30 protein-coding genes are annotated in these 26,673 nt (G+C 65.5%); 6 read left to right on the top strand and 24 right to left on the bottom strand.

The features are described 5' to 3' along the window. Positions 1–211: 211 nt before the first annotated feature. Positions 212–1,345: an ornithine/lysine decarboxylase gene (odc2, locus tag PZ895_RS18190; RefSeq protein WP_275840399.1), complete on the top strand. Its 1,134-nt coding sequence runs from the start codon at positions 212–214 to the stop codon at positions 1,343–1,345. A 127-nt stretch (positions 1,346–1,472) separates the two neighbouring features. Beyond that, a complete protein-coding gene (locus PZ895_RS18185) occupies positions 1,473–2,036 on the top strand; it encodes an N-acetyltransferase (RefSeq protein ID WP_275840398.1) in 564 nt (187 codons plus the stop codon). A gap of 51 nt (positions 2,037–2,087) precedes the next feature. Here the strand turns inward: PZ895_RS18185 and PZ895_RS18180 are convergent, their stop codons facing one another. Next, positions 2,088–2,366 (bottom strand): SCP2 sterol-binding domain-containing protein, encoded by a 279-nt coding sequence (locus PZ895_RS18180; protein ID WP_275840397.1) that lies wholly within the window; start codon positions 2,364–2,366, stop codon positions 2,088–2,090. Positions 2,367–2,513: 147 nt separating this feature from the next. Here PZ895_RS18180 and PZ895_RS18175 point away from each other — a divergent pair, with 147 nt between their 5' ends. From PZ895_RS18175 to PZ895_RS18165, 3 genes are read left to right on the top strand one after another with little or no spacing between them, the layout of a single operon-like run. After that, entirely contained in the window at positions 2,514–4,388 is a 1,875-nt protein-coding gene (locus PZ895_RS18175) for a feruloyl-CoA synthase (protein WP_275840396.1), read from the top strand. Further along, positions 4,385–5,626 (top strand): thiolase family protein, encoded by a 1,242-nt coding sequence (locus PZ895_RS18170; RefSeq protein ID WP_275840395.1) that lies wholly within the window; start codon positions 4,385–4,387, stop codon positions 5,624–5,626. Before PZ895_RS18175 ends, PZ895_RS18170 begins: the two co-directional genes overlap by 4 nt. A 28-nt stretch (positions 5,627–5,654) precedes the next feature. Further along, positions 5,655–6,077 carry a thioesterase family protein gene (locus PZ895_RS18165; RefSeq protein ID WP_275840394.1) on the top strand — a complete coding sequence of 141 codons (423 nt, stop codon included), beginning with the start codon at positions 5,655–5,657 and terminating at the stop codon, positions 6,075–6,077. Here the strand turns inward: PZ895_RS18165 and PZ895_RS18160 are convergent. The 3 genes from PZ895_RS18160 to PZ895_RS18150 are packed head-to-tail and all read right to left on the bottom strand — an operon-like array spanning position 6,074 to position 8,057. Then, entirely contained in the window at positions 6,074–6,583 is a 510-nt protein-coding gene (locus PZ895_RS18160; protein WP_275840393.1) for a MarR family winged helix-turn-helix transcriptional regulator, read from the bottom strand. The two genes, PZ895_RS18165 and PZ895_RS18160, sit on opposite strands and share 4 nt — an antisense overlap. Beyond that, positions 6,580–7,041 carry a DUF3237 domain-containing protein gene (locus PZ895_RS18155; protein WP_275840392.1) on the bottom strand — a complete coding sequence of 154 codons (462 nt, stop codon included), beginning with the start codon at positions 7,039–7,041 and terminating at the stop codon, positions 6,580–6,582. The genes PZ895_RS18160 and PZ895_RS18155 overlap by 4 nt, the downstream gene beginning before the upstream one ends. Then, positions 7,038–8,057 carry a TRAP transporter substrate-binding protein gene (locus PZ895_RS18150; protein WP_275840391.1) on the bottom strand — a complete coding sequence of 340 codons (1,020 nt, stop codon included), beginning with the start codon at positions 8,055–8,057 and terminating at the stop codon, positions 7,038–7,040. Before PZ895_RS18150 ends, PZ895_RS18155 begins: the two co-directional genes overlap by 4 nt. Before the next feature lie 154 nt (positions 8,058–8,211). Between PZ895_RS18150 and PZ895_RS18145 the strand changes: the two genes are divergently transcribed. Then, positions 8,212–9,009, top strand: a complete 798-nt coding sequence (locus tag PZ895_RS18145; RefSeq protein WP_345803537.1) for a crotonase/enoyl-CoA hydratase family protein — start codon at positions 8,212–8,214, stop codon at positions 9,007–9,009. Here the strand turns inward: PZ895_RS18145 and PZ895_RS18140 are convergent, their stop codons facing one another. The 20 genes from PZ895_RS18140 to fliF all read right to left on the bottom strand — a co-directional run bounded on the left by PZ895_RS18140 (position 9,010) and on the right by fliF (position 26,532). Further along, positions 9,010–9,540, bottom strand: a complete 531-nt coding sequence (locus tag PZ895_RS18140) for a hypothetical protein (RefSeq protein WP_275840390.1) — start codon at positions 9,538–9,540, stop codon at positions 9,010–9,012. After that, the gene (locus tag PZ895_RS18135) at positions 9,537–9,953 is read right to left on the bottom strand and encodes a hypothetical protein (RefSeq protein ID WP_275840389.1); all 417 of its coding nucleotides are present in this window, start codon (positions 9,951–9,953) and stop codon (positions 9,537–9,539) included. The genes PZ895_RS18140 and PZ895_RS18135 overlap by 4 nt, the downstream gene beginning before the upstream one ends. 28 nt (positions 9,954–9,981) lie before the next feature. Then, positions 9,982–10,488: a rod-binding protein gene (locus tag PZ895_RS18130; protein WP_275840388.1), complete on the bottom strand. Its 507-nt coding sequence runs from the start codon at positions 10,486–10,488 to the stop codon at positions 9,982–9,984. Between the two features lie 54 nt (positions 10,489–10,542). Next, positions 10,543–10,929 carry a hypothetical protein gene (locus tag PZ895_RS18125; RefSeq protein WP_275840387.1) on the bottom strand — a complete coding sequence of 129 codons (387 nt, stop codon included), beginning with the start codon at positions 10,927–10,929 and terminating at the stop codon, positions 10,543–10,545. A 2-nt stretch (positions 10,930–10,931) separates the two neighbouring features. After that, a complete protein-coding gene (fliR, locus tag PZ895_RS18120) occupies positions 10,932–11,690 on the bottom strand; it encodes a flagellar biosynthetic protein FliR (protein ID WP_275840386.1) in 759 nt (252 codons plus the stop codon). Between the two features lie 6 nt (positions 11,691–11,696). Next, positions 11,697–13,784, bottom strand: coding sequence for a flagellar biosynthesis protein FlhA (gene flhA, locus PZ895_RS18115; protein WP_275840385.1), 2,088 nt, complete (start codon positions 13,782–13,784; stop codon positions 11,697–11,699). A gap of 120 nt (positions 13,785–13,904) precedes the next feature. Next, positions 13,905–14,171: a flagellar biosynthesis protein FliQ gene (fliQ, locus tag PZ895_RS18110; RefSeq protein ID WP_275840384.1), complete on the bottom strand. Its 267-nt coding sequence runs from the start codon at positions 14,169–14,171 to the stop codon at positions 13,905–13,907. 18 nt (positions 14,172–14,189) lie between these two features. After that, positions 14,190–14,582, bottom strand: coding sequence for a flagellar hook assembly protein FlgD (flgD, locus tag PZ895_RS18105; RefSeq protein ID WP_275840383.1), 393 nt, complete (start codon positions 14,580–14,582; stop codon positions 14,190–14,192). Between the two features lie 4 nt (positions 14,583–14,586). Then, positions 14,587–15,030 (bottom strand): flagellar biosynthesis repressor FlbT, encoded by a 444-nt coding sequence (gene flbT / locus PZ895_RS18100; RefSeq protein WP_275840382.1) that lies wholly within the window; start codon positions 15,028–15,030, stop codon positions 14,587–14,589. After that, complete coding sequence (gene flaF, locus PZ895_RS18095; RefSeq protein ID WP_275840381.1) at positions 15,027–15,374, bottom strand: flagellar biosynthesis regulator FlaF; 348 nt, start codon at positions 15,372–15,374, stop codon at positions 15,027–15,029. Before flaF ends, flbT begins: the two co-directional genes overlap by 4 nt. 54 nt (positions 15,375–15,428) lie before the next feature. Beyond that, complete coding sequence (locus PZ895_RS18090; RefSeq protein ID WP_275840380.1) at positions 15,429–16,460, bottom strand: flagellar hook-associated family protein; 1,032 nt, start codon at positions 16,458–16,460, stop codon at positions 15,429–15,431. 4 nt (positions 16,461–16,464) lie between these two features. Beyond that, entirely contained in the window at positions 16,465–17,859 is a 1,395-nt protein-coding gene (gene flgK, locus PZ895_RS18085; RefSeq protein ID WP_275840379.1) for a flagellar hook-associated protein FlgK, read from the bottom strand. A 31-nt stretch (positions 17,860–17,890) separates the two neighbouring features. Beyond that, entirely contained in the window at positions 17,891–19,144 is a 1,254-nt protein-coding gene (locus PZ895_RS18080; protein WP_275840378.1) for a flagellar hook protein FlgE, read from the bottom strand. A gap of 78 nt (positions 19,145–19,222) precedes the next feature. Beyond that, complete coding sequence (locus tag PZ895_RS18075; protein ID WP_275840377.1) at positions 19,223–19,891, bottom strand: response regulator transcription factor; 669 nt, start codon at positions 19,889–19,891, stop codon at positions 19,223–19,225. A 116-nt stretch (positions 19,892–20,007) separates the two neighbouring features. Beyond that, complete coding sequence (locus PZ895_RS18070) at positions 20,008–20,577, bottom strand: transglycosylase SLT domain-containing protein (RefSeq protein ID WP_275840376.1); 570 nt, start codon at positions 20,575–20,577, stop codon at positions 20,008–20,010. Continuing rightward, positions 20,537–21,880 (bottom strand): flagellar hook-length control protein FliK, encoded by a 1,344-nt coding sequence (locus tag PZ895_RS18065; RefSeq protein WP_275840375.1) that lies wholly within the window; start codon positions 21,878–21,880, stop codon positions 20,537–20,539. The genes PZ895_RS18070 and PZ895_RS18065 overlap by 41 nt, the downstream gene beginning before the upstream one ends. Then, positions 21,880–23,034 (bottom strand): chemotaxis protein, encoded by a 1,155-nt coding sequence (locus tag PZ895_RS18060; protein ID WP_275840374.1) that lies wholly within the window; start codon positions 23,032–23,034, stop codon positions 21,880–21,882. The genes PZ895_RS18065 and PZ895_RS18060 overlap by 1 nt, the downstream gene beginning before the upstream one ends. Beyond that, a complete protein-coding gene (locus tag PZ895_RS18055) occupies positions 23,031–24,272 on the bottom strand; it encodes a MotB family protein (protein ID WP_275840373.1) in 1,242 nt (413 codons plus the stop codon). Before PZ895_RS18055 ends, PZ895_RS18060 begins: the two co-directional genes overlap by 4 nt. Beyond that, a complete protein-coding gene (locus PZ895_RS18050; RefSeq protein ID WP_275840372.1) occupies positions 24,269–24,901 on the bottom strand; it encodes a hypothetical protein in 633 nt (210 codons plus the stop codon). The genes PZ895_RS18055 and PZ895_RS18050 overlap by 4 nt, the downstream gene beginning before the upstream one ends. After that, a complete protein-coding gene (fliF, locus tag PZ895_RS18045; RefSeq protein WP_275840371.1) occupies positions 24,901–26,532 on the bottom strand; it encodes a flagellar basal-body MS-ring/collar protein FliF in 1,632 nt (543 codons plus the stop codon). Before fliF ends, PZ895_RS18050 begins: the two co-directional genes overlap by 1 nt. Positions 26,533–26,673 lie beyond the last annotated feature (141 nt).

The following is a 26,673-nucleotide window of genomic DNA, read 5'->3' as shown; positions in this document are numbered from 1 at the left end:
AGGCATTCTCCAAAGCTGAGGCAGACAAAGCAAGCTTTCGCCGCAGACGGCGTTCGCTCATCGCCGCGCGAAGCGCATGTTCAAGGTCCGGTGTCTCCACCGGTCGGACCGTGACACGCCGCATCACGCCTTTGTCCATTCGGAGCCGATGGCCGCGCGCCGACGCTCCGAGCCTTTGACGAAGCGGCTTTCGCCGCGACTGGAGACCAACATGGCCACGCAGCGCGTTCTCGATTTCCTCGCCACCCGCCGTCCTTCGGGCCCCTGCCTCGTCGTCGACCTCGACGTCGTCGCGGACAATTTCCATGCGTTTGAAAAGGCGCTGCCGGAATCCAAGATCTACTATGCCGTCAAGGCCAACCCGGCGCCGGAAATCCTGCGCCTTCTGGCCGGCCTCGGCTCGTCCTTCGACACCGCCTCGGTCGCCGAGATCGAGATGGCGCTCGACGCCGGCGCGACGCCCGACCGCATCTCCTTCGGCAACACGATCAAGAAGGAGCGCGACATCGCGCGCGCCCACGAACTCGGCATCGACCTCTACGCCGTCGACAGCGTCGAGGAAGTGGAGAAGGTCGCCCGCGCCGCGCCAGGGGCGCGCGTGTTCTGCCGCGTCCTGACCGACGGCGAAGGCGCCGAGTGGCCGCTGTCGCGCAAGTTCGGCTGCGTGCCGGCCATGGCCGTCGACGTTCTGCGCCACGCCAACCGGCTCGGCCTCGTCGCCTATGGCGTCTCGTTCCATGTCGGCTCGCAGCAGACCGATCTCGGCGCCTGGGACAAGGCGCTCGGCGATGCCAAGTCCGTCTTCGCGCGCCTTGCCGAGGAAGGCATTCTCCTGAAGATGGTCAATATGGGAGGCGGTTTCCCGACCCGTTATTTGAAGGACGTGCCGACCGCGCAGGCCTACGGCCAGGCGATCTTCCAGTCGCTGTCGAAGCATTTCGGCAACCGCCTGCCCGAGACGATCATCGAGCCGGGCCGCGGCATGGTCGGCAATGCCGGCACCATCAAATCGGAAGTCGTGCTGATCTCCAAGAAGGCCGACAACGACAATGTGCGCTGGGTGTTCCTCGACATCGGCAAGTTCGGCGGTCTCGCCGAGACGATGGACGAGGCGATCCGCTACCCCATCGTCACGACACGCGACGGTGACGAAAAGGCGCCCTGCGTGCTCGCCGGCCCGACCTGCGATTCGGCCGACGTGATGTACGAGAAGATGCCTTATCCGCTGCCCCTGACGCTGACGATCGGCGACGAGGTGCTGATCGAGGGTACCGGCGCCTACACCACGACCTACGCCTCGGTCGCCTTCAACGGCTTCGAGCCGCTGCGTTCCTACGTGATTTGAGCGGACCAAGGTCCGCTCGGCCTACGTGATCTGAGGCGGCTTCGGTCGCCTCGGATCATCCTGTCGGCGGGACATCGCCGGCAGGCTCGCTTGTGGAACAGACCTCCGCTCGTGAAGGATCGTGGAGATGGAATTTCAGCGGGATAATTTCGCGCCGGGTGTGCCGTTTGCGATCGCCGCAGAGATGGCAGGCGAGATTCCCGCGCGCGATGCGCTGCTCGACCGGGCCATGGGGCCGCGGTGGAAGAAGAAATCGTCGGAGAAGCTGCGCCGCGGGCGATTGCCCTCGCAGGGGCTGGCGTTTGTCGCGCGCGATGCGGCGGGCGGGGTCGTCGGGACGGTGAGGTTGTGGGATGTCGTCGCAGATGAACGCCGCGCGCTTCTGCTTGGCCCGCTTGCGGTCGATCCCGCCGCCAAATCGGCCGGCATCGGATCGGCGCTGATGCGCCATGCGGTCGGAGAGGCCAAGCGGCTCGGCCATGGCGCGATCCTGCTCGTCGGCGACGCGGCCTATTATGAGCGGTTCGGCTTTTCGGCGGACAAGACCGGGGAACTCGCCATGCCCGGTCCCTTTGAGCGGCACCGGTTCCTGGCGCTGGAGCTTGTCGAAGGCGCGCTCGACGGCGCGCGGGGGACGCTGGCGCCAGCCGGCCGCAAGTCCGTGCGCGAGCGGGTCCGCAAGGCCGCATGAAAAAGGCGGCCCGTCGTCGGCCGCCTTTTCAAGTCCTGGGAGGGACGTCAGTCAGATCAACTGGCTGAGTTGCATGGCGACGGACATGTCGCCCTCGACCTTGATCTTGCCGGTCATGAAGGCAGCGGTCGGGTTGAGTTCGCCGGCGATCAGTTCCTCGAAATTCTCCTTCGAGATCCTGATCGTGCAGTCTGCCGGCGCGTCGGTGGTCGACACGTTCTGGCCGTCGATCACGATGACCTCGTCGCCCATGTCGAACTTGACCGAACGGTCGAAGCCGGAGGTGGCAACCTTGTCGCGCATCTTGGCGGCAATCGCTTCCGTGTCCATTTCGAAACTCCTCTAGGAATGGCTGGATTGATCCGATGCGTAGCAGTCGATTGACGTTTACGTCAACGACAATCGGTGAAAACCAAGACCATCTTGCAGGCAGGGACGGTTATTGTTATCACGCATAACAATAACCGGAGGACACCGATGCCGATCGTTTCGATGCCGGGCCTGCGCCCGGTGAACATGGGCGAACTGGCGGCGGAGATGAGCCGCGAGGGGCCGGGAGGCAATGTGATCCGCGTGCGCGCCAAGGCCGCGCTCGACCCCTATCCCCGCTCGCTGATCGACCGGTTGCGCCACTGGGCGCAAGCCGCGCCCGATCGCGTCTTCCTCGCCGACCATGGTCCCGATGGCGAATGGCGCAGGCTGACCTATGCGCAGGTTCTGGAAAAAACCCGGTCGATCGCGCAGGCGCTGATCGACCGCGATCTCTCGACCGAGCGGCCGGTCGTGATCCTTTCGGGCAATTCGATCGAGCACGGGCTGATGGCGCTCGGCGCGATGATGGCGGGGATCGCCTATGCGCCGGTATCGCCGGCCTATTCGCTGGTCTCCAGCGACCATGCCAAGCTGAAGCATATCTTCTCGCTGTTGACGCCGGGGCTGGTGTTCGCGGCAGATGGGGCGCCGTTCGCCAAGGCGCTCGACGCGGTGATGGCGCCGGACATGGAACTCGTCGTCGCGCGCGATGCGCCGGAAGGACAAGAGGCGACAGGGTTCGACGCTCTCTTGGCGACCAAGGCAACCGAAGCGGTTGAAACCGCCGATGCGGCATTGTCAGGCGATACGATCGCGAAATTCCTGTTTACCTCCGGCTCGACGGGAATGCCGAAGGCGGTGATCAACACGCATCGCATGATGGCCTGCAATCAGGTGATGATCGCCACGGCGCTCGCCTTCCTGAAAGACAAGCCGCCGGTGATGGTCGACTGGCTGCCGTGGAACCACACGGCCGGCGGCAACCACAATTTCGGCATCGCGCTCCACAATGGCGGGACGCTTTACATCGATGACGGCAATCCGACGCCGGCAGGAATATTGAAGACGGTGCGCAATCTGGAAGAGGTCGCGCCGACGCTCTATTTCAACGTGCCGAAGGGCTTCGAAATGCTGGCCGAGCATCTGTCGAAGAACGACAGGCTGCGCGAGACGTTCTTCTCGAAGGTGGAGCTTCTGCAATATGCCGGCGCGGGGCTTGCCCAGCATGTCTGGGATGCGCTCGAACGGCTCGCGGTCGAGACGACGGGCCACAAGATCATGACCGTCACCGGCTACGGCTCGACGGAGACCGCGCCCTTCGCCTCGACCACGACCTGGCCGGTCGGGCGGCCGGGCGAGGTGGGGCTGCCTGCGCCGGGGCTGGAACTGAAGCTGATCCCGGACGGCGAAAAGCTGGAACTGCGCCTGAAGGGTCCGAGCATCACGCCGGGCTACTGGCGCCAGCCGGACAAGACGGCCGAGTGCTTCGACGAGGACGGGTATTACAAGATCGGCGATGCGCTGAAATTCGTCGACCCGAACGACGTCAACAAGGGGTTCCTGTTCGACGGGCGCGTGTCGGAGGATTTCAAGCTGTCGACCGGGACCTGGGTCAATATGGCTGGCGTGCGCGGGGGACTGATCTCGGCTTGCGCGCCTTATGTGCGCGACGTGGTGCTGACCGGGCTCAACGCCAACCATATCGGCGCGCTGCTGCTGCTGGACTTCGACGCCGCGCGCAAGCTGGACGCTTCGCTTGACGGTGCGGACGAGGCGACAGTCGCGCACCATCCGGCCGTTCGCGCGGAAATCCAGAAGCGGCTCGACGCGCTGGCTGCGAAGTCGACGGGCAGCTCCAATCTCGTTGCCCGCGCCATCATCCTCGACACGACTCCCTCGATCGACAAGCATGAAGTGACCGACAAGGGCTCGATCAACCAGCGCGCCGTGATGGCCGCGCGGGCAGGGCTGGTCGACGATCTTTACGCCGAGCCGTCGCCCGCCCATGTCCTCATCGCCAACCGAAAGGCAGCCTCATGATTCAGCATCGCGGACTTCGCTATTCCTTCGAGGATGCCTGGCTCTATGACGGCATCCGCACGCCCTTCGTCGACTATACCGGCGCATTCGCCGAGGTGTCGCCGATCGACCTCGGCATCAAGGCCGCGCGGGCGGTGATCGAGAAGACGGGCATTTCGCCGGACGAGATCGACACGACGATCGCCGGCTCGATGGCGCAGGCTTCGTTCGACGCCTACATGACGCCACGCCATATCGGGCTCTATGCCGGCGTTCCGGTCGACCGGCCGGCACATCTCGTCCAGCGCATCTGCGGCACCGGCATTGAGGTGATCCTTCAGGCGGCCGACATGGTGGAGCAGGAGCGGGCGGGCGTGGTGCTTTGCGCGGGCGCGGAATCGATGAGCCGCAATCCCGTCGCCGCCTACACGCACCGCAACGGCTTCAGACTAGGCCAGGTGGCGTTCAAGGATTTTCTCTGGGAAGCGCTGCTCGATCCAGCCTGTTCCTGCACGATGGGGGACACGGCGGAGAACCTTGCCCGCGACTACCAGATCACCCGCGAGGAAGTGGACCGCTTCGCCGAGCGCTCCTTCGCCCGCGCGGTGAAGGCGCAGGAGAGCGGCTTCCTCGCCGGCGAGATCGTGGAGGTGACGAGCGAGACGTTTTCGGCCGACGGCTTCAACGACCGCTGGATTCGCCTGCCGCGCAAGGTCGAGGCGGTGACGGCGGACAGCCACATCCGCGTCTCGCCCTACGAGGCGCTGGCGAAGATCCGTCCCGCCTTCGGCGGCGTCCAGACCGGCGGCAATTCGTCGGCCGTGGTGGATGGCGCGGCGGCTTCGCTGGTCGGCTCGAAGCGGCAGGCGGAAAAGAACGGCATCCGGCCGATCGCGCGCATCGTTGCCGGCGCATCTGTCGGCGTGCCGCCGCACATCATGGGCATTGGCCCAGTGCCGGCGATCCGGGCGGTGCTGGAGGAGGCCGGATTGACGCTCGACCAGATCGACCGGATCGAGATCAACGAAGCCTTCGGCGCCCAGATCATGGCTTGCATTCGCGAACTGGGGCTGGACGAGGAAAAGACCAACGTCAATGGCGGCGCGATCGCCATCGGCCATCCGCTGGGCGCGACGGGCGTGCGGATCACGACGACGGTGGGGCGGGAGTTGCAGCGCAGCGGTTTGCGATACGGCATCGCGTCGGCGTGTATCGGCGGCGGGCAGGGGATTGCGGTGCTGGTGGAGAATGTGGCTTAGGGCGACCCACCAAGTAAAGGAATTACAAATGCTCACCAACACCCGCGACGTGGAAGTCGAATGGGGCGATTGCGATGCCGCCGGGATCGTCTTTTATCCGCGCTATTTCGCCATGTTCGACGCGTCCACCGCCTATCTGCTCGAAAAGGGGCTCGGCATGAAGAAGATCGCGTGGACGAAGAAATTCGGCATCGTCGGCATTCCGATGGTCGATACCGGCGCAAAGTTCTCGATTCCGTCGCGCTATGGCGACATCGTCGCCATCGAGAGCACGATCAGGGACATCCGCCGGTCGAGCTTCGACATCGCGCACCGCGTGCTGAAGGGCGGGAAGATCGCCGTCGAGGCGCATGAGACGCGGGTGTGGACGGGCAGGGACCCGGACGATCCGTCACGCATCAAGGCTGTCGCCATGCCGGACGAGGTGGTTGCGGCGCTTTCGCAGAGTTAGTCGGGCGCGACGATGCGGTCCAGCAGTTCGATCAGCCTGTCGCGCTCTTCCGGGCCGCCGAGCTTTTCGACCAGCCTTTCCTCATGTGCGGTCCAGACTGCCATCATCTTGCGCACGAACTTAACGCCTTCGGGGGTCAGGTGGAGGGAGTGCGAGCGCTTGTCCGTGTCGGCCTTGCGCCGTTCGGCAAGACCGCGCGTTTCGAGGCCGTCCATCAGGGCGACGAAATTGGCGCGCTTGATCCCCAGTTCCTCGGCGATCTCGGTCTGTTTGAGGCCCGGACGGCGCGCCATCACGGAGAGGACCGAGAATTCGGCCGGCCGCAGCTTCATGCGCGTGAAATTCTCGATGAAGTCTTGGAAGACGTAGAGCTGCGCCCGGCGCAGCCGGTATCCGATGATCGTCTCGAGCGCCGGGATGGACTCGATGTCGGACGCCGTCAGCTCGTCGAGGCGCGGGCGGCCTCGTTTCGCAGCGCCGGGCAGTTTCGTCACGGTCTCGCTCATAGCACCTCGTAGAACGCGATCTTCACGCAGTCGGCCTCGCGTGCTCCAGATCCGACGAAGATCGTGCGGTTGAGCCAGGCGTAACGGGCGTCACCGGTCTCGAATCGGGGCTGCGTGCGCATATAGTAGCGCGTCGGATCGACGTTTTCGCCCCTGCCGAGCGCGTCCAGCACGTCGGGGGGACCGTGCCGATAGCCGAAATTGCGGATGTCGATCATCGCGCCGTCATGCGTCTCCATCGCATAGCGCGTGTCGAGTTCGGCCGAACCGTCGGCGAAGACCGTCTGCCAGTCCGCGCCGAGGTTCAGGATGCGGCCGGAAAGGCGCGTCCCCGTCACGGTGCCGCCGACGATCGGGATCATGCGGCGGCGCCCGCGCGGGGAAAGGCCGAGCTCGACGGGTGCCGCAAGCTCGACCTTCAGGTCGCACAGATGTGCGAGGCGCAGCCCCTCCGTCATTCGTAGAGCGCGTCGTGCCGGGTCAGCGCCTCGCGGTAGCCCTCGTAAAGCTCGTCCGGATTGGCGCCGACAGCGGTGACTTCCGCGCGCCAGTCGTCGAGGAGAGGCGCGGCGGCGTCGCGCCAGAGCTGGATTTCCTCTGCCGTTGGCTCATAGAGCGTGTGGCTGTCGTCGGCGATCATCTTGTCGCGGCCGGAAGCCTCGTTGTCGACCCAGCCTTCCGAGAAGCGGCCGGACCATTCGGGCGTGCAGTGATCGTCGATCACGGCGCGATTTTCCTCCGAAAGGCCGTCATAGACCGACTTGTTAAAAAGCAGCATCTGCGAGGAAATATAGAACGGCATGTCGAGATGGTACTTGGTCTCCGAATCGATGCCGAAGATGTAGATCGAGTTCCACGGGAAGGTCATCGCGTCGGCGGTGCCGCGGGCGATCGCCTCGCGCGCCTCGGGCGCGGAAACCTGGATCGACGTGCCGCCGAGACGGGCGACGAATTTGGCCATCGTGGCGTGCGCCGGGCGGATGTTCTTGCCGCGAATGTCCTCGGGCACCCTGATCTCGGTCTTCGAGTGGATCGTGCCGGGATCGTGCGGGTTGATGAGGCAGAAATAGACCTCCGACATCTCGGTTTCGGCGATCGGGTCGTACCATTCGTGCAGGGCGACCGCGCCGCGCTTGGAATCGGAGACGTGGAAGGGGATTTCGGCCAGGCCGTAGATCGGGAAGCGGCCGGCATTGTAGCCGGGATTGACGTAGCCGATGTCGGCGATGCCGTCGCGCGTCATGTCATAGTGGTCGGCCGGCGCGCCGAGCTGGCTCGACGGGAAGATCGTGATGCCGATGCGCCCTTCCGAGGCTTCCGTGATCGACTGAATCCAGTCGGTCATGGCGATTTCCTGAACCGGATGGGTCGGCGGCAACCAGTGGGCAAGGCGAAGATTCACCTCTTCCTGCGCATGGGCGCCGGTCGACGTGCCGACGAACGCGGCCAGAATTGCGGTCTTGACGAGCTTCATGATGTCCTCCCAGACAGATTGGCCAGACAGGTTTGCCGTGACAAGCGGCCGGTTTCCTCCCCGCCAGCTTGAACGAAAATAGATTGTTATGATACAGAACAATTAATTCAAGCGAAAAAGGGCGGGGATGGGCCGCCGGCGAGGGAAAAGCGACATGAATGCGATGACAGGTGCGTCGAGGGGCGGAACGGACGACGTGCTGCGCGTCAAGATCGACGGGCGGATCGCGCATCTGGCCTTCAACCGCCCGGCCAAGCGCAATGCGATCAACGATGCGACGCTGGCCGCGCTCGACGCCTTCTTTTCGAACGTACAGCAGGGGGTGCGGGCGATCGTGCTTTCGGGCGAGGGCGGGCATTTTTCGGCCGGGCTCGACCTTGCCGAACAGTCCGAGCGCGAGGCGGCGGAGGTGCTGCGCCATTCGCGCGGCTGGCACGCGATCATGGACAAGATCCAGCTTTCGGGCGTGCCGGTCGTCTCGGTCCTGACCGGGGCGGTGATGGGCGGCGGGCTCGAGATCGCGGCGGCAACGCATGTGCGGGTCGCCGAGCCTTCGGCAAGGTTCCAGTTGCCCGAGGGCAAGCGCGGCATCTTCGTCGGCGGCGGCGCGACCGTTCGGGTCGGGCGCATCATCGGGCCGGACCGGATGACCGAGATGATGCTGACGGGCCGGCTCTATACGGCCGAAGAGGGCGAGCGGCTGGGGCTGGCGCATTATCTCGTCGGCGAAGGCGAAGGGCTGGCCAAGGCTTTCTCCCTTGCCAATGACATCGCCGACAATGCCTCGCTGGTGAACTATCTCATCATCCAGTCCATCGCGCGCATCAACGACATGTCGCAGGCCGATGGGCTTTATGCGGAGAGCCTGTCGGCGGCGCTGTCGCAGACGGGGGCGGACGCGAAGGAAGGGCTGATGGCGTTTCTGGAGAAGCGCAAGCCGAATTTCAGATAGTCAATGCCCGCCGCCATCCGCCTTCTTCGGCGCGGACTGGGCGGCGGCGGCGCTGTCCCAGCCGCGGAAACTGGCGCGGCGGATGTCGGCCTTCGACAGGAAATCGACCTGCTCGATCAGCACTTCCGCGATCAGGTCCTCACCGATCTTCGCGTTGACCGCATCACGCAGGCCGGCCCGGAAGGCGTCGACGTCCAGCGCTTCGACCTGCGAGAAATCGACGGAGGGGTCGGCGTAGAGTTTCGTGTAGACGGCGTCGGTCAGCATCGCGTCGGCCGGAATGACGAGCTTTTTCAGCCGCTCGGCGGGGGCGGTGAAGACGAGGCGGGCGAGGAAATAGCCTTCGACCTCGCCGTTCTTCAGTTGCGGCACGGAGACGACGTTGAGCCGCACATAATCGAGCCCGCCGAAGGCGCCGGCCTCGGTGGCGGGGGCGGCCGCCTCGACTTCGCCGGCCTGCTGGAAGGCGTAGAAGACGGAGCCGGCGGTGGCGGCGGCGATCCAGACGGCGGCGGCGACGAGCTTGATCATCCGCGCTTTGCTTCCGCAAATTCGGCCTGCGAATAGGTGCCGTCGGCCTCGGCATCCTGCAACGCGGTCTTGACCAGCGTCGCGACTTCGGTCACGGCTTCGAGATGGGCGACGATGACGCCCTGATTGACGGCGAGCTTGTCGCGCAGGCGCTCGATCTCGGGCCGGAAGGAGGCGATCAGCGCCGCGTCGTCCTGCCCCCGGATCGCGCGCGTCAGATCGTAGAGGTGACGGCTCTTGCGCGCGTTCGAGGCGGCGATGTCGAAATTCATGTCGGTGCGGATGCCGGTGGTCTCGGTCTCGATCGCCTCTTCAATGCGGGCGAGGATGGTGCCGAGATCGGCCGGCGCGGAGCCGGCGCGCGCCCGCGTCGCCGTGGTTTGAAGGGCTGGTGCTGAAAAACGCGTCATCATTGGCAATCCTAAAACCGTCGCAAAGTGCTCAACTGTCGAACAGGGACGTGTCTGCCTCGCTCCGGCCCGGCTGCAACGCCATGCGCTGGGCCTCGTGCAGGATCGATTGCGTGACCAGCGAACGTCCGGCTGCATCGAGCGTGGCCTGGTCCTCGCCGCGCCCGTAGTAATTCTTCAGGATGCGGTCGGCGACGCCGATGCCGCCACTGTCGGCCATGACGCCGGCGATCTGCTCGGCCATCATCGAGCGCCACATGTCGCCGGCCAGGCCCTTTCCGAACACCGCTTCGCTTTCCTGCGGCAGCATCGACTGGATGAAGCTTTGCAACATCATCGCCTCGAACTTCCTGAACACCTCGGGCGTGGCGTTCGCCTCCCTAGCCGGGAACGGTGCGGCCGGCGCGGCGATCTCGAAGCCCGGCGCCGCCGTCGATGTGGCGCGCGCGGTGAGACGCTCGCGGGCGGCAGCGACGTCATCGGCGCTTGCGGCGCGCGCAACGTCCAGCACGATGTCGACAGGCGGGCTGATGGCCAAGAAAATCCTCCATTCGGTCTCGATGGACTATCGTTCAGGAAGCTTGTGGCAGCCTTACTTCGGTTTAGCCGGCTGCCGCGAGAGCGCTTCGGTCCGGTCACGCTCCTCGGCGAAGCGCTCGTCGGCGCGGCGCGAAACCGTCACCGCGCGTCCCACCGCATCGACGCGCGCGGACGCCTTGGCGACGCGCAGGCCCTCGACATGGGCGTTGGCCAGATGCTGCTGCTTGGCGGCGGTCGCCGCGGCGATGCGGGCATGGTAGATCTCGGGAAAGACGCTCGACAGCGAGCCTTCGGCGTTGAACGCCTCGACGACGTCTTCCGCCTCCCTTGCCGCGAAATGCGCATTGGCCGCGTGCATCGCCTGGCGGGTTTCGTGAAGCTCCTTGAGCTTTTCCTGAAGGACGAGGACCTTGGTCAGGCGGTCGGTGCGGCGCGACATGGCTATCTCGCAATCGTGGATGGAAGAAAGCCGTCGACCGCCAGCGACAGGAAGGGGCCGATGGCGAACCAGGCGAGAATCAGGCCGCCGGCCAGAACGAAGGGCAGCGACACGAAGTAGATCGGAATCTGCGGGGTCAGCTTGTTGACCAGCCCGATGGCGAAATTGACCAGGATCGCATAGGCGATGAAGGGCGAGCCGAGCCGCAGCATGACCATGAATGCTTCCGACAGGGTGTCCGACATGTCGGCCAGTGCGGAGGCGGGATTGTAGAGCGTCTGGATCGGCGCGACGCTGTAGCTGTCGACCAGCGCGCGGATGATCTCGTGATGGAAGTTGAAGACGAACAGCAGCAGCAGGACCGACAGGGAGATGATCGCGCCGAGCGCGCCTTGCGGGTCCGGCTCCTCGATGACGGTGCCGCCCATCGCGTTGAAGCCCGACATCATGCCCATCGCCGAGCCGATGAACTGGACGGCAAGAAGATAGAGCCGCGCCAGAAGGCCGATCAGGGCGCCGATCAGGACTTCCGAGACGATCAGGAGCAGGAGCGCATCCGGCCGGGAGGAAACGAACGGGACGAGAAAATCCCACAGATGCGCAAGCAGCGCGAACGTTACCGCGACGGCCACGAAGAGCCTGATCTGCACCGGAACGCGGATGCTCGACAGGCCCGGCATCAGCATGAAGCACGCGCCGATCCGGCAGAACGCCAGGAAGGCGGCGATGACGATGGCGTCGAGGGAGGCCGGTAATTCCATATCGGCCTAGGAAACCGAGCCGAGCACCTTGATCTCGACGCCGCGCGCGATCTCCACATGGGAGAGGACGGGCAGGGTGGAGAACAGGCGTTCGACGATCATGCGGACATAGGGGCGGGCTTCGGGCGCGGCGACGACGACGAAGCGCTCGCCCTTTTCCATCTGCTCGCGGATCGCCTTCGATGCCTGGTCGCCGAACTCCTCGAGCTGGCGCGGATCGATGTCGAACTCGCGCACCTCGCCCTTGGCATCGCGCTTGAGGCTCTGATGGAAGGCGAGGTCCCAGCGGTTGCCGAGACGCATGACCTTGAGCACGCCGCCTTCGGCCAGGTCGCCGCAGATCTGCTGCGCCATGCGGATGCGCACATGCTCGACGATCTGCTCGGTGCGGCGCACATGGGGCGCGATCTCGGCGATGGCCTCGATGATCAGATGCAGGTTGCGGATCGAGATGCGCTCGGCAAGCAGAAGCTTGAGCACGGCCTGGAGACCCGGATAGGTGATGTGCGTGGTGCAGATCTCGTCGGCGAGCTTCTTGTATTCGGGGTCCTGACGGTCGAGCAGCGCCTTCATGTCCTTGTAAGACAAAAGCTGCGGCAGGTTGTTGCGGATGACCTCGGAAAGGTGTGTGAGCAGGACCGACATGTTGTCGACGCCGGTCAGCTTCTCGCGCTTGACGTCCTCGGCGAACATTTCGGGCACCGAGAAGGCGCGCATTCCGAAGGCGGGCTCGCGCACCTCCTCGCCGGGAAGCTGCGGCAGGTCGCCCGTGCCGACCAGCACCATCAGTTCGCCGACCCGCATCTGGTATTCGGCGACGACCGTGCCGTGAATCTTGATCTGGTAGCTTTTCGGCGGGATCGAGAAATCGTCGGTCAGCTTCACTTCCGGGACGACGAAGCCGTACTGGGCGGCGAACTTCTTGCGCATCTTGCCCATGCGGAAGGCGAGTTCCTGATGCGAGGTCAGGAGCTTGGTCGAGAGCTGCTTGCCGATCAGCAGTTCGACCTCTGCGGTGCGCAACGACGACTTGACCGACTGCTTTTCCTCCTCGTCCCGGTCCGCCTGATTTTTCGCTTCGATCGCCTTGGCGGCGTCCTTGTCGCGCTGGCGCTGGCGGGGGATGACATAGGCGAGCGTGGCAAGCGCAGTTCCGAGGAAGGCGAAGGGCAGCAAGGGCAGGCCGGGCATCAGGCCGAGCGTGAAAAGAAGGATTGCGGCGACGAACAGCGCGCGCGGATAGGCGCCGAGCTGGCCGAAGACCGCCTTGTCGGTCGAGCCGCGCGTGCCGCCCTTGGAGACGAGCAGGCCGGCGGCGAGCGAGACGATCAGCGCGGGAATCTGCGTGACCAGACCATCGCCGACCGACAGCTTGACGAAGACGTCGGCCGCCTCGCCGATCTGCATGTCGTGGCGGGCATAGCCGATGGCGATGCCGCCGACGATGTTGATCGCGGTGATGATCAGGCCGGCGATGGCATCGCCGCGCACGAATTTCGAGGCGCCGTCCATGGAACCGAAGAAGGACGATTCCTCCTCCAGTTCGCGGCGACGAAGCTGGGCTTCCTTCTCGTTGATGAGGCCGGCCGAAAGATCGGCGTCGATCGACATCTGCTTGCCGGGGATGGCGTCGAGGGTGAAGCGCGCGCCGACCTCGGCGATGCGCGTCGCGCCCTTGGTGATGACGATGAAGTTCACCACGATCAGGATCAGGAAGACGATCAGGCCGATGACGAAATCGCCGGCCATGACGAGATTGGCGAAGCCGCCGATGACGTGGCCGGCCGCGTTGGTTCCTTCATTGCCGTGGCTCAAGATGACGCGCGTCGTCGCGATGTTCAGCGACAGGCGCAGCATGGTGACGATCAGGAGGACGGTCGGAAAGGCTGAAAATTCCAGCGGGCGCTGAATCCACAGCGCCACCATCAGGACGAGGACGGAAACCGCGATGGAAAAGGCGAGCCCGAGATCGATGAGGAAGGCCGGGATCGGCAGGAAAAGGACGGCGAGGATGACGATGATGCCGAAGGCGAAGCCGATGTCGCGGCCGTTGTTGCGGACCGGCGCCGCGCCCATTGCTTCGTTCATCGCCATAAGGTTCGTCCATGCCAGATGCGGCCGCGACGCGACCGGAATGGGAGGACGCTAGAGGATGAAGCTTGCGCGAAAGGTGCGGGCGTTCGGACGGGTGGGGGTCACTTCAGGAGAAACCCGTCAGAAGCCGCTTTCGATGCGCTGGAAGATGACCGTGGAGAAAGAAGAAATCTGGGCGCCGACGAAGGGGCCGGTGAGGGCGACGGTCAGGAGGATCGCGACGATCTTCGGGACGAAGGTCAAGGTGATTTCCTGGACCTGCGTCAGCGCCTGGACGAGGGCGATGCCGACGCCGACCGCCATGCCCACGACGACGGCCGGGCTCGACGCGACGAGCACCACCCAGACCGCGTACTGGACGATATCGAGGGCGTCGGCCTCATTCATTCGAAGGGTCGTCCCGGTTCAGCGGATGGTCACGCCGGGCAGAATGGGGATCTGGCCGCCGGATTCCAGCACGGCGACGACGCCGTCGGAAAAGAGCTTGATTTCCTTGACCTTGCCGCTGACCGAACCGTCATGGCTGACGACTTCGCGGCCGATCAGCCCGCTCGCCTGCGACAGGGCGGATGCCTGGAGAATGTCGTCGAGCTTCCTGTTCATCTGCACCTGTTGCTCGACCTGGCTGAAGGTGGCGAGCTGGGCGACGTATTCGGTCGATTCCATCGGCGCGGTCGGATCCTGGTTCTTCATCTGCGCGACGAGGAGTTTCAGGAAGGATTCGTAGTCTACCGTGGCGGCGCTGGCAGCGCTGGTCTGGCTCGCCTGGCCGGCGCTGGAAAGGGCTGCAACGTTCATGGCGTCATTCTCCGGCGAGCAATTGGGGTTCGGGTGCGGGGCGCGGCCGCAAGGGCGTGGCGCCGAGGATGTTGTCCTCGCGCGGGAACAGGCCGCGCAGCATCTTCATCGCCTCGTAGACCTGACCCTCCGCCACGAGTTGGTCGATCTGCTTCAGATCGGCCTTGATGGCGTCGGAGGAGAAGGAGTCGATCAGGCGCGGCAGCGACTTGCGGAACATGGCGCGCGCGTCGTCCGTCTCCCGCGGGCTGATCAGCATGATCTGGACGATGAAATAGAGCTGCCGCAAGGGCGTCACCGCCGCTTCGGGCTGCATGACGTGGTTTTCGAGAAGAAACTGCACGTCGTTCATGAATTCGAGCGAGACCTTGCGGTCGGTCCGGATCACGGCGCCGTTGACGTAGATCTTTTCGCCGGGCTTGAGCGTGATCTTCAGGGTGTTCTTCATTGCAGGCCGTCCCGGATGATTTCCGAGATCTCGATCAGGCCGTCGAAATTGTCCGAGCGGCCCTGGCGGATTTCCTCGCCCTCGCGCAACAGCCACAGGCCGATGGAGATGAGGTTGGCGCGCAATTCCTTGGGAAGCGCATTTTCGGCCGAGCCCAGATCCTCGATGAAAGAGGTCCAGACGCGGTTCATGAAATAGATCGCCTCGATGGACTTCATCGAGCGCGGGCCGGCGTCGCGGGCTTCGACCAGGAGGTCGATCGATCGGGCGAGCACCTGCTTTTCGCGGTCCCGCGCATCCGCGACGGAATCTGTCTGAATGTCAGCGTAGGCGAATTGGTACATCAGCAGGCCGATCTTTCTATGCGGGTGAGGGTGTCGTTCGAGCCCATGGGGTCATCAGGACATGAACTTGAGCAGCGAAAGCTGCTGGATGCGGGCGGTCAGGGCGTAGGACGTCTCGACTTGCGCCAGAAGCGAGGTCAGCCGCGTGCTGGCTTCGAACGGGTCGACGCCGACCATGTCGATCTGCGTGCGCTTGAACAGGTCCGCCTGGAGTGTGAGACGATCATTGGCCTGCGACACGCGACCCTGAACGAGACCGACCTGCGACTGCACGGCCGTGATGTCGTTGATCCCCTCCGAGGTCAGCTCGACCGCCTTCTCGGTCAAGAGGCGATAGGCATCCGCGTCCATGTCGCGGTCAACGAGACCGAAGATGATCGCCGATGCCATGGCGAGCTTTCGGATGCCGCTCTCATTGGCCGAAACGGAGGTCTGCGCGGTTTCGCCGAGGGCGATGCGGCTCTGGATCGTGGCGTCGGTGGCGCCGGACCAGTTGAGCCCCCATTCGGGGCCGGCGCCGAGCATCTCGGTTTCGAGATTGCCGAGGAAGGCCGCCATTTGCGCGGCGTCGATCGGATCGGTGAGGCCGGCATTGACTGCGACGTCGTCGAAATGGGCGCGCGCAGTCGATGCGGGGTCGGTGAAATCGGCCAGCGGACGCACGTCGGTATTGGTGCCGGCAAAGATGTAATCGCCGCCCACGGTGGTGTTGATCACCGCGTTCATGGTTTCGAGCATCGACCGGGCCTGCGTGCGCGGGACCGCGGGCTCGAGGGCGCCGTTGAGCATGGTCATCAACATGCCCAGCATCTGTTCGGCAACTTCGCGCGTCTCGCCCAGCGCATCCTGCGTGGCTTCGAGACGGGCGGTGGCGATGCCGTTGGTGCTCTTGATATTCTCCAGCCGCGCGATGTCGCGGTCGAGCGAGACGGACTGGCCGGTGCGCACGCCAAGATGCAGCCCCCGGTCGGCGACCTGGCCGGTGGTGACTTCCTTCTCGGCCCGGATCATCTCGGCCTGGGCGCGCGCCATTTGCAGGCGAAGCGCCTGGCTGACCGCGTTGGAGGAAACGGACATCGCCTTCATGGGACTACCTAACCGTCGCCATCAGCGTGGACAGCATATCGTTGGCGACCTGCATCAGTTTGGCAGAGGCCGCATAGGACTGTTCGAGTTCGAGAAGCTTGGCGAGTTCGTCGTCGATGTTGACGCCGGTCTTGTTGGACAGCGCCTCGGACGTGCGGGCGAGCGTCGCGCTCTTTTTCTCGGCGGCGACCGAGGAAAGCTGACGCAGGCTTTCGAGCCAGGAGATCGAGGCGGTGGCGTAGGTGGACAGCGTGGTGGCTCCCTCGATCCCACCGGCGGGATCGAAGGTGCGGCTGGCGTCGAAACCGTCGAGCAGGCGTGCGATCTCGCCGGTGAAGCCGGCATTGCCATCGGGATTGAGCGTTCCGCCCGTGCCGTCCCGAACCGCCGTCGGGTTCGTCTTGTAGAGGTCGTTGACCACGATCGTCGAGGCGCGCAGTTCTCCGGCGGGATCGGCCCAGGTGAACAGGCCGTCGTCACCGCTCGCCTGGCGGAAAGCGTCGACGAGCGCACGCGCGATCTCGTCGAGCTGGTTCTGCATCTGCGGCGCAACCGTGTCGCGAAGCTGGAGCAGGCCGGCGATGGTGCCGCCCGCATCGGTGTCGCCGCCCTGGCCGGCGGCAAGCGGCACGCCGTCGATATAGACCTGGTTGCCCGGCTGGCCGGCAAGCAGCAGGGGCGAAGCCTGGAAGGTCGCCTTGCGGGCGACGGTTTCGAACAAGGTGACGCCGTCCTTCGTGAAGATCACCATGTCGCTGTCGCCGCGCAACTGCGTGGTGATGGGGACGAGTTCTGAGATCTGCTTGACGATGCCGTCGCGCAGGTCGAGCGATTCCGACGCATCGCGGCCCAGCCGCGTCGCGGTCATGACGTCGGTGTTGATCTTTTCGAGATCGGCCAGAAGCGAGTTCAGCCTGTCGACCGACTGCTTGATCTCGACGTCCGCATCCGTGCGCAGTTGCTGGATCGCGGACGTGCCGCCATTCAGCGAACGCACCATGTCGCCGGCCGAATTGACGACATTGACCGCGAGGCTGCGATCACCGGGCGAGGCCGAGTAGGTCTGCAAGGCCATCTGCAACTCGCCCATGCGCATGGCCGGCGAGGTGGCGTTGTCAACGCCGTTGACCGAAAGGCTCAGCCGCTCGAATCCGGTCATCAGTGTGTTCTGCGCGTGCCAGACGGACAAGGCGTCCGCGTTCTGGCGCATCAGGGCTGCGTCGGCCGCGCGGGTAATCGAGACGACCCGCGCGCCGGGGGCGGTGCTTGCGAGCACCGCCTGACGCCGGGTGTAGTCGGTGTTGTAGGCGTTTGTGATGTTGCGGGAAACGACGCTCGTCTGCCGTGACGTGTTGGTCAGCGACGACTGTGCGGTATTCAGGACAGACGATAGTGACATTTCCCACTTCAGCCGGGCACGACGCCCGGTCCTAACGCTTCAGGTTGACCAGGACATCCAGAAGGTCTGCGCCCGTCTGGAAGACTTTCGAATTTGCGGTGTAGTTGCGCTGCGATTCGATCATGCTCGTCAGCTCTTCGGCGATGTCGACATTGGAGCCTTCGAGCGCGCCGGCGACGATTTCGCCGAAGTTCGAGGTGGTCGCGACGCCGATCGTCATGCCGCCCGAGCCGTTATTGGCCTGATAGACGTTGCCGGGCAGGGTCGTCAGGCGGTCAGGGCTGGTGACGGTGGCGATCGGGATGCGGAAGAGGTTGATGACCGAACCGTTCTTGTTCAGTGCGGAGACCATGCCGTCGAGGTCGATCGAAATCTGATCGAATCCGCCAGTGCCGCTGCCGTTAACGGCAGGGGCGCGGGCGGTGTAGTCGGCGGCAAGCGACTGGGTGCCGGCGAGCGACAGGGTGAACGGTCCGCCATTGGGAATGTTGAACTGGACGTTGGCGTTGGCCGGATCGAGAATCGCGCCGTTGACGGTGCTGAATTCGATCGTCTGCGTGACGTCGTTCAGCGGGCCTGTCGAATAGGGGAAGCCGCCGTTCGTCGGGTCCGCCGTGCTGGCGTCATAGGCCGAGACTTCCCATTCGCTCGGACCGACCTTGGTGAAGTAGAGATCGATGATGCGCTCCTCGCCGAGGCCCGTATAGACGGTCATCGAGGTCTTGCCGCTGAACTGGGCGCCGGCGACGTTGTCGCTCGCACGGGAGCCGGCGGGAACGACGTCGGCCAAGGCAGGCAGGTTTGGCGAGAACGCGCCTTCGGTCGAAGGCGAAGCCGTGAGGCCGGTCGACGAGATCGAGACGACCTGCAAGTCGTCCGGCGTCAGGCCGGCCGCCATGTTGGTGGTGCCGAGAAGGTAGAAGCCGGCGGCGTTGACGAGGCGTCCCTGCGCATCGGGCACGAAGGAGCCGGCGCGGGTCATGAACTGGTCGCCCGCTGCGTTCTGCACGAGGAAGAAGCCGTCGCCCTGGATCGCGATGTCGGTGGTGGACGAGGTGAACTGGAGCAGCCCCTGGTCGGCGATCGAGTTGCGCACCGTCGTCTTGACCGCGCCCGACGAATAGGTGCCGTTCTCGCTCGGCAGGATCAGGGCCGAGAATTCCGTATAGGCGCGCTTGTAGCCCATGGTGCCGGAGTTGGCGATGTTGTCCGCCACCGTGCCCAGACGGTTCGATTGCGCATTCATACCCGACACGCCCGTGCGCATCATTCCGTAAAGGCTCATTCCGGTCTCCCGAGGTTCACGATCTGCCTTGAGCCAGCATAAGCCCGATGGCTTGCGCGAGACTGGAGGACGCCCGGCTCAGGCAACCAGCTGGTAGCCAAGGAAGCGCTTGGAATCGATCGGGTCCGCGCCCAGCTTCTCGCGCAGTTTCTTGCGAAGCTTCGAGATGTGGCTTTCCACGACGTTCTCCTCGACTTCCTCGTCGAAGACGCCGTAGATCGCGTTGAAGATCTGCGTCTTGGTGACCCGGCGGCCGCCATTGCACGCCAGATATTCCAGGATGCGGCGCTCGCGGCGCGGGAGCGGCAGGGGCTGGCCGGCGACCTGCGGATCGCGGCCGTCGAGGAAGATGCGCAACTGGCCGATATCGGTGAAGGTCGCCTCGTCCTGCGCGCGGCGGCGGATTGCCGCGATGCGGGCCAGGATCTCGCGGATGTGGATCGGCTTCCTCACCACGTCGTCGACGCCGGCTTCGAAGAGCTTCAGCGTGTTTTCCAGCGAGGGCTGTTCGGAAAGGGCGATGACCGGCGCGCTCGTCCGGTCGCGAATGCGGGCCGGCGACGCGATCTCGGTGTCGCAATCGCCGAGGAGAACCGCACGCACCGCGCCGATATCCTCGTCGGCCGCGCTTTCGACCCACTCGCCGAACTCGCGTGCGCCAAAGCCCACGCTCGCCACGCCTTCCCGGTTGAAGAGTGAGTGGTAGCCGTCCTTCACAAGGTCGCGCTCGTCCACGATCACGATCATCGGCCGCCCTCCGAATCAGTTAATCAATCTCGTGCGTTATGGTTAACGCTTCATGCGAATCGGGCACAACCTCGAATTCTTGTAGGTCAGAATTGGGGATTCGATTCCTGTCGGGATCAGGGGCCGCAGAACTGCCTCGCTTCCGGGGTCCAGCGGCCGAATCCGGTGGCGACCATATTGGCGATCACGCGGCACACATAGCGCTTCTGGGCGGGGTCGTTGTCGGGGCCGGCATGGTAGCGCGCGACCGCCATCGACCAGCTCTCGTGCCGCGCCTTGAGTTCGACGAGGAACCGCGCGGCATAGTCGACATTGCGCGCGGGCTCCAGCATCTGGCCGACCGAGGCGAACTTCTCCCCATGCCAGCGATGGTTGATCTGCATACAGCCAAGATCGATGAGACGCGCGCCGCCGGCCTTCGCGTCCTTGAAACGGCGGATGGCGTCGGATGCCGATGCCGCGAAGACGGCCTTGCCCTCGATGTTCATAGCATAGGGCTGCATCGAACCCTTGCGGCCGGTTTCGGTCAGGCCGACGGCGTAGAGGATGCCGGCGGGGATGGCATAGCGGTCGGCGGCGCGCAGGATCTCGGCTTCGCAGACATTGGCGAATGCAGGGGCGGCAGGAAGCAAGCCGGCAAGGAGGCTAAATGTAAACGCCGCGGCTGCCTTGGCTGTCGCCCGCATTACGCTCTCCCTCGAAACCGCCCGCACCATTGTCGGCGCCGCGCTGACCGCTCTGACGGCCGCCCGCGTCGCCTTCATTCGCAAATCGCTCGCCGCTGCGTTCGGAACCGGCCTGCTGCCCGTGCGGCTGCATGTTGCCGGATGGCTGCTGCGTGACCGTTACGCGGTCGATTTCGATGCCCAGCCCGCGCAGCGCCTTGGCGATCTCGTTGGAATCCACTGCCAGCCTGGAGGCCGCCTCGCGGGTTTCCGTCTGAAGTTCGACGCGCATTTCGCCCCCCTGCAACGACAGGCGCGCCGTAACGACACCCAGTTCCAGCGGGTGAAGCTGGATTTTCAGGACGCGCATCGGCTCGGCCGTCCGGGGCTGACCGGCAATCGCTGCCGCGGGCCGGGCAAGCTCCGGCACCTCGTCGCGGATCGCTCCGAGCACGGTTTGCGAAGGGCCTTGCAAGCCAGCCGCGAAAGCGGGGACCGTCTGGACGGACAAGGTTGCGACGGGCCGTGCCGACATGTCGGGCGCCTGTTCGGCGGACGTCGAGGCGAATGGCTGGCGGGCAGGCAGCGGAGCGTTCGTCGATCTGGCGGCGGCATCGCGCGCCGCGGGATCGCGCGGGGTGGGCGCGGCAGTCTCGGTGGAATTGGCCGGCGTTTGCGACATCGACAGGCGTGGGGGCGCGTCGGCTGCGCTGCCGCGCGAAGCCTCCGTGCGGATCGACGGCCGCTCGCGGTCGTCCATTGCGCGCTCGTCGCGCCGCAGCCCGGAAGCGGCCAGCCGGGCATCGGGGACCGCCTCCGCCACCTTCTGCGACGCGGTGGGAAGGGCATCGTCGGCGGGGGGAGCGGGTTCGGCGTCTTCGACCGTCGGTTCGGCGGGCTCGGCCGCAGGTGCATCCTCGCCCTTCGGCATCGTCAGTGCGAGCCAGTCGATGCGGGCGCGGCCGGCGGGTTGAATCCGCATGTCGTCGTGACCGGCGGCATCGCTGCCGGACGCCGGGCGGGCAGCGGCGTTCGAAACCTCGCGTCCGGCCTCGTCGGACGAGTTCCGGCCGGACCTTTCGGGATTGAGCCGGTTCGATGCGGCCATCGGGATGAACTCCTCGACCTTTTCCTCGGCAGGGTGCGCGGACCGAAGCGCGGCCTCGCCGGCCATGTCCCGCATCGCGGCTCCATTTGCCCTGCCGGAGCTCGCATCGCGGTCCAGAAAGTCGCCGAAGGCGTTCTTCGCTTCGGAAGCATCTTCCTTGCCCAGGGGTGGGCGACCTGGCGCTGCCTGCACGCCGGCCATGTCGATGGCACGCATCACTGGGAATCCTCCAGAAGCCGATCGATCGCATCCAGTTTGGCGCGGGTCGAGGTGATATAACTGTCGGTTTCGCTTGGTTCGACGGCATCCATCGCCGCCGGAATGGGGGGCGAAGATGTGGTTGAAGCGGGTTTCGGGCGGTCGACGACCGTCCGGGCGATGTCGGTCGCCGCGTCGAGCAGCGCGCGATCCCCCTGCGACAACCGCGAGCGGTCGATGGCACGCAGGGTCGACAGCGTGTCCGCGACATCGGGCGAGGCAACGCCGCCAAGGCTCGAATAAAGGAGCGCGCGGGGGTCCTGTTCCTTGTCGCCTTCGGCAAGGCGCGCGGCGAAGGCGATCATCACCGGATCGTTGGCGATCGCCGCCTGGCGCGACATGCGCAACGCGATGGTCTCGGCCTGCTCGGGCGTCATCCAGGCGAGAATCTCGGCCATCTCGCCGGCATCGAGGCTGGCGTGCATCGCCGCGAGGCCCGAGACGAAGGCTTCGGCGAACTGGCTTGCATAAGGCGAGCGCAGGAAGCGGCGCACATAGGCGGAGGAGGTGCGGGCGAAGACGTCCGGCCTCGACGCGCTGACGGCGATCAGCAGCGCGCGGCGCAGCGCGGCTTCCTCGACCAGCGTGCCGGGTGCGAGCAGCCGCGCGGTGTCGAGATCGGCAAGGGCGGCATCCGGCTCGTCGTTCGACAGAACCGTTCCCTTGACCAGCGCGACGAAGGGTGCGTGGTCGCCCAGCGTCTCGGGCGCGATGGTTGCGAGCACCGTTCGTGCCGACTGGAAATCGCCGCCGAGATAGGCGCGCAGGGCGTCGGCGAGCGGCTTGGCCGGGTTTCCGGCATCCAGTTTCGACAGTGCGAGATCGAGCGTGACCGGATTGCCGCCGCTCATGGCGTAGATCAGGAGCGCCGAGAGATTGCGCGGATCGCCAAGATCTTCCGGCGTCGCATTGCGCATCCGCGCGTCGATCATCTCCAGAAGCTTGCGCTGCATCGGCAGGGCCGCGTGGTCGCCATTGGCGATGCGGTCCTGCACCAGTTGCAGCGACCGGATCATCTGGAAGGGCTGGAGTGCCGAACTCGCCGCCGCCCCGCCGCCGAGGGGGCCGCTCAGCGCAAGTGCGATCCCGAGCTTCGCGAGCGCGGTTCTCATCCCTCGACCTCGAGCAGAATCTCGATCCGGCGGTTGAGCCCGTCGAACGGGTCGGCGGCATTCTTCAACTGACGGTCGGCATAGCCGGCCACCTCGCCGATGCGTGTCTCGTCCAGCCCGCCGCGCACCAGCATGTAGTAGGCGGCGTGGGCGCGGGCCGTGGACAGGCGCCAGTTGTCGTATTCGGCGCTGCGGAAGGGGCGACCGTCGGTATGGCCCATGACGGAGACCTTGCCGGGCCGCTGGTCGAGCGCGGCACCGACCTTTTCCATCGCGCGCACGAGCTGGCCGACGGGCACGGCCGATCCGACCTGGAACATGCCGTATTCGAGATCGTCGGTGAGCGAGATCAGGATGCCCCTGTCGACCGGCGTGACGGTGATCGATTCATTGAGCCTGCTGTGCTCGCCGAAGGCTTCGGCAAGGTCAGAGCGCAGCGTCTCGGCGATGCGTTCTGCGGCGTCGTCCTGCGGTTCGGCTTTGGCAGCCTCCGGGCTGACGGCTTGCGGAGATTCCGGCGCCGGGGCTGCAAGTGCGGCGACCTCCTGGCCTTCCAGTTCCTCTCCGGCGGGCGCCTCGACGATGGCGGGGGCCTGCGGCACGGGCGGGGTCGCTTCCTCTAGAACGAGCGGTTCGGCGTCGGGAAGCGGCGGGATCGCCACCTGCTCGGACCAGAAGTCGGGCGCGAACGGATCGCGATAGGATTCGCCGCCTTGCGCGCCGGTCGCCGGACCCGAGGTCTGAGCGCCGCCATCGCCGCGCGCGGAGATGTTCTGCATCGTCGCGGTCTGCTGGGCGATCTCGGCCAGGACCGCGAAGGGGTCGGCGAAAAGATGCGCGTCGCTGGTTTCGGTCTGGTCGCGCTGGCCGGGCGCGCTGCCCTCCTGCGACGGGCCCGCCATGGCGCTGCGGTCGCCGGCCGGGTTCTCGTTCTGCCAGCCGGCGGTGCCCTCGACGCTCTCCTGGCTCGAGCCGCCGGAGGGCGTTTCCTGCTGCTGCGTGCTGGGAATGGGATCGGCCAGACGCATCGGATTGAAATAGCTGGCGACGGCGGCCTTCGTCTCCTCGGTGGTGGCGTTGACGAGCCACATCACCAGGAAGAAGCACATCATGGCGGTCATGAAATCGGCGAAGGCGATCTTCCACACGCCGCCATGGTGGCCGTGATCGTCGTCGCCGCCGCGGCGCTTGACGATGATGATCTCGCGCTTGGACTCGTCGCCGTCGGGCATAGTCATGCGATCACCTCGGACAGCGCGCCGGACCATTCGGCAAGCCGCGTTTCGTAGACGGTCTCGTCGATCGAGACGGAGAGGTCCGCGCCAGGCGTCTCGACGAAGCGCATCCGGTCGGCGGACGCGCCCATGGCCCGGCGCAGCGGCTCGTAAAGCGATGCGGGGCCGCGCACGGTGATCTTGACCGCGTCGCGGTCCTCGAGCGCGGACCGCATCACCGCCGCCATGCGCGCCACGGACCTGCGGCCGAGTTCGTCGGACAGGACACCCGAGAGGAGGCGCGCAGCGGCGGTCGCGGTCAGGTCGACCACCCGGTCCTCGAGTTCCTGGAGGCGGGCGGAAATCGTCGCGCCCATGGTCGATGCGAAATCCTGTGACAGGCTTTCCATTTCCTCGCGATGGGTTTCGGCAAGGCGTTCGAGTTCGGCCTCGTGGCGTTCCTGCATGTAAGCTGCCATGCGCGTCTCGGTGTCGGCGACGGCGCGGTCGAGCCGTGCCTGCCATTCGGCGTCGCTGGTGGCAGAGCCTCGCGGCTCGGGCAAGGCTTGTGCGCGCGCGGGTCTGGGCGCGCGCGGCGAAATGGCGGCCGCGCCGAAATCGGGCAGCGCGTCGGAAAGCGCCTGCGTGCGCATCAGGCGGCTTCCTTATGCGCCCATTTGCGCAGGATGAGGGCGGTGCGTTCCTCGTTCAGATCGACCATGCGCGCCAGACGCTCCTGCGGATTGGGCTTCAGCTTGCGGCGCAGATCGTCGGTGACGTTGTTGGCCGCGGGGCCGGGGAGGGCCTGCGAGGCTTCCGCCTGCGCAGCGTCGGCCGGCGCGGGCAGGCTATTCTGCACCTCGTCGAATGAGGGGCCGGGGATGGCTTCCTGCGGACGCGTCAGCGCGGCCGTCATCGGACGCAGGCCGAACCAGGAGACGAGGAAGACGACGATGACGAAGGCGAGCGCATTGATCATCGTGCCGGTGTGGCGGCCGGCGGATTCCAGCCAGCTTTGGGCAACCGGATCGGCGCCTTCGAGCCCGTCCATGAACTCGACGGCGGAGACGGTGATGACGTCGCCGCGCATTTCGGAAAAACCGGTGGCGGAGGCAACCACGTTGCGGATTTCGGCGATCCGCATCTCGATCTGCTCGGGCGTCGCATTCTCGCCGATGACGGAAGCGAGGCGGGCCTGATTGACGACGACGGCGATCGACATCTTGGAGACGGTGTAGCCGTTCGAGACGGTGGCGATGCGCTTGGAATTGATCTCGTAATTGGTCGTTTCCTCGCGGCGCTCGCGCTGTTCGGAGGATTCGGGACCGGCGCCGGGCGCGGCCTGCTCCTCGGGCAGGTTCTGCTGGACGGATGCCGCCTGGGTGGCCTCGCGCTGGTTCGACTGGTCGTTGGAGCGCACCACCTGCATCGAGCGCTCGACGCGGCTTTCGGGATCGAAGATCGTTTCCTCGATCTGCTGGCTGTCGGTGTTGACCTCCGCCTTCACCGAAGCGCGGAAATTGTCGTAGCCGAGATAGGGCGAAAGCGCGCGGCGGATATTGTCCTCGACCTGCGCCTCGACCGAACGCTCGACGCCCATCGCGCGGGTCAGCGCCATGTTGTTCGGGTCGTCGCCGGCCGCAAGCAGGGTGCCGGCGGAATCAAGGACGGTCACGTCCTCGACGGACAAACCCGGAACGGCCGAGGCGACCATGTGCCGGATCGACATCGCGGCCTGCGTAGCGTCGCTGCCCGCCGTGCGGATGACGACGGAAGCCGACGGACGCTGTTCCTCGCGGCGGAAGTTGGCGCGCTCCGACATGACGATGTGAACGCGCGCCGCCTTGACGCCGGCGATCGACTGGATGGTGCGGGCGATCTCGCCTTCGAGCGCGCGAACCCGCGTGACCTGCTGCATGAAGGAGGTCAGGCCGAAGGAGCCGACATTGTCGAAAAGCTCATAGCCGGCATTGGTCGAGGTCGGCAGGCCGCGTTCGGCGAGCAGCATCCGCGCCGGGCCGGTGCGCCCGACCGGCACCATGACTGTGGTGCCGTCGCTGGCGACGTCGAAATCGATCCCGTTCTCGCCCAGCACCATGCCGATCTGGTTGATGTCACCCCGGTCGAGGCCGACATAGAGCGTCTCGTAGCTCGGCTTGTTCAACCAGATCGACGCGCCGATGACGGTCGCCACGACGAAGGCGCCGACACCGCCCATGATGGCAAGCTTTTGCGGGCCGAAGGCGCGCAGATTGTCGAGAAGGGTCTTGAACTGTTCAGGCAAAGGCTTCGCGCTCCGGCAATGCATCGTCGCATGTCGTCGTCCCGAAACCGGCGACCACTTTCGGGCGACATGCTGCGGGTTGCGCAGACCTTAGGCATTCAAGCTTGTGCGAAAATGAAATCGGGCCGCGACATGCGCGGC

It is taken from the genome of Mesorhizobium sp. YIM 152430, from assembly GCF_029210365.1.
GTDB lineage: Bacteria > Pseudomonadota > Alphaproteobacteria > Rhizobiales > Rhizobiaceae > Aliihoeflea.
Note: the sequence above shows the minus strand (reverse complement) of the source record. Positions and strands in the feature narration are given on the sequence as shown.

Coding starts and splice junctions, on each gene's coding strand:
- flaF (WP_275840381.1), bottom strand. CDS start 15,374: ATGTACCAATTCGCCTACGCTGACATTCAGACAGATTCCGTCGCGGAT.
- odc2 (WP_275840399.1), top strand. CDS start 212: ATGGCCACGCAGCGCGTTCTCGATTTCCTCGCCACCCGCCGTCCTTCG.
- PZ895_RS18185 (WP_275840398.1), top strand. CDS start 1,473: ATGGAATTTCAGCGGGATAATTTCGCGCCGGGTGTGCCGTTTGCGATC.
- PZ895_RS18070 (WP_275840376.1), bottom strand. CDS start 20,577: ATGCGGGCGACAGCCAAGGCAGCCGCGGCGTTTACATTTAGCCTCCTT.
- flhA (WP_275840385.1), bottom strand. CDS start 13,784: ATGGCGATGAACGAAGCAATGGGCGCGGCGCCGGTCCGCAACAACGGC.
- PZ895_RS18145 (WP_345803537.1), top strand. CDS start 8,212: ATGAATGCGATGACAGGTGCGTCGAGGGGCGGAACGGACGACGTGCTG.
- PZ895_RS18055 (WP_275840373.1), bottom strand. CDS start 24,272: ATGACTATGCCCGACGGCGACGAGTCCAAGCGCGAGATCATCATCGTC.
- PZ895_RS18150 (WP_275840391.1), bottom strand. CDS start 8,057: ATGAAGCTCGTCAAGACCGCAATTCTGGCCGCGTTCGTCGGCACGTCG.
- PZ895_RS18050 (WP_275840372.1), bottom strand. CDS start 24,901: ATGCGCACGCAGGCGCTTTCCGACGCGCTGCCCGATTTCGGCGCGGCC.
- fliR (WP_275840386.1), bottom strand. CDS start 11,690: ATGGAATTACCGGCCTCCCTCGACGCCATCGTCATCGCCGCCTTCCTG.
- PZ895_RS18125 (WP_275840387.1), bottom strand. CDS start 10,929: ATGTCGCGCCGCACCGACCGCCTGACCAAGGTCCTCGTCCTTCAGGAA.
- fliQ (WP_275840384.1), bottom strand. CDS start 14,171: ATGAATGAGGCCGACGCCCTCGATATCGTCCAGTACGCGGTCTGGGTG.
- PZ895_RS18170 (WP_275840395.1), top strand. CDS start 4,385: ATGATTCAGCATCGCGGACTTCGCTATTCCTTCGAGGATGCCTGGCTC.
- PZ895_RS18065 (WP_275840375.1), bottom strand. CDS start 21,880: ATGCGTGCCATCGACATGGCCGGCGTGCAGGCAGCGCCAGGTCGCCCA.
- flgK (WP_275840379.1), bottom strand. CDS start 17,859: ATGTCACTATCGTCTGTCCTGAATACCGCACAGTCGTCGCTGACCAAC.
- PZ895_RS18175 (WP_275840396.1), top strand. CDS start 2,514: ATGCCGATCGTTTCGATGCCGGGCCTGCGCCCGGTGAACATGGGCGAA.
- PZ895_RS18090 (WP_275840380.1), bottom strand. CDS start 16,460: ATGAAGGCGATGTCCGTTTCCTCCAACGCGGTCAGCCAGGCGCTTCGC.
- PZ895_RS18160 (WP_275840393.1), bottom strand. CDS start 6,583: ATGAGCGAGACCGTGACGAAACTGCCCGGCGCTGCGAAACGAGGCCGC.
- PZ895_RS18075 (WP_275840377.1), bottom strand. CDS start 19,891: ATGATCGTGATCGTGGACGAGCGCGACCTTGTGAAGGACGGCTACCAC.
- PZ895_RS18155 (WP_275840392.1), bottom strand. CDS start 7,041: ATGACGGAGGGGCTGCGCCTCGCACATCTGTGCGACCTGAAGGTCGAG.
- PZ895_RS18060 (WP_275840374.1), bottom strand. CDS start 23,034: ATGAGAACCGCGCTCGCGAAGCTCGGGATCGCACTTGCGCTGAGCGGC.
- flgD (WP_275840383.1), bottom strand. CDS start 14,582: ATGAACGTTGCAGCCCTTTCCAGCGCCGGCCAGGCGAGCCAGACCAGC.
- flbT (WP_275840382.1), bottom strand. CDS start 15,030: ATGAAGAACACCCTGAAGATCACGCTCAAGCCCGGCGAAAAGATCTAC.
- PZ895_RS18180 (WP_275840397.1), bottom strand. CDS start 2,366: ATGGACACGGAAGCGATTGCCGCCAAGATGCGCGACAAGGTTGCCACC.
- PZ895_RS18080 (WP_275840378.1), bottom strand. CDS start 19,144: ATGAGCCTTTACGGAATGATGCGCACGGGCGTGTCGGGTATGAATGCG.
- PZ895_RS18165 (WP_275840394.1), top strand. CDS start 5,655: ATGCTCACCAACACCCGCGACGTGGAAGTCGAATGGGGCGATTGCGAT.
- PZ895_RS18135 (WP_275840389.1), bottom strand. CDS start 9,953: ATGATGACGCGTTTTTCAGCACCAGCCCTTCAAACCACGGCGACGCGG.
- PZ895_RS18140 (WP_275840390.1), bottom strand. CDS start 9,540: ATGATCAAGCTCGTCGCCGCCGCCGTCTGGATCGCCGCCGCCACCGCC.